Genomic DNA, 422 nt, shown 5'->3' with positions numbered 1-422 from the left:
CCTTGAGTCAACCCTTGAGTCAACCCTTGAGTCAACCCTTCAGCCCGAGCTTCAGCCTTACTCAACTCAATAGCACCTATTCTTTCCCGTTCAAACTGTTCTCGTTTCTCCAAATCGTCTATTTCCTCTAAACTTAAGTTGACCCGATCCGCGATCGCAAAAGCCTTCTCAATTTCGGGTACAATTAACATCGATTCTGGCACGACTTCTAAATCTGGTGCTTTGCGTAAAAAATAAAGCCATTTATCCGTAATATTAATCAATTCTTCCAAAGTTTTATTAAATTTGGGTAACTCCACAAATACTAATTTTAACGGACTATGTTGATAATTCAGGAGTAACTCATCTTCCTTCAGAGTAAATTGTGAAATCACTTTATTATGTTCATTAAACATAATAAAATCCGTCACCGCTACACCTAT

General features: G+C 37.7%; 1 protein-coding gene. It reads right to left on the bottom strand.

Annotated features, from left to right (window positions below; all coding sequences use genetic code 11):
- Window positions 1-422, bottom strand: a 422-nt coding sequence (locus PL8927_RS27545) for a PD-(D/E)XK nuclease family transposase (RefSeq protein ID WP_197047584.1), incomplete at both ends; no start/stop codon positions are given.

The organism is Planktothrix serta PCC 8927 (genome assembly GCF_900010725.2).
Taxonomy (GTDB): Bacteria; Cyanobacteriota; Cyanobacteriia; order Cyanobacteriales; family Microcoleaceae; genus Planktothrix; species Planktothrix serta.
Note: the sequence above shows the minus strand (reverse complement) of the source record. Positions and strands in the feature narration are given on the sequence as shown.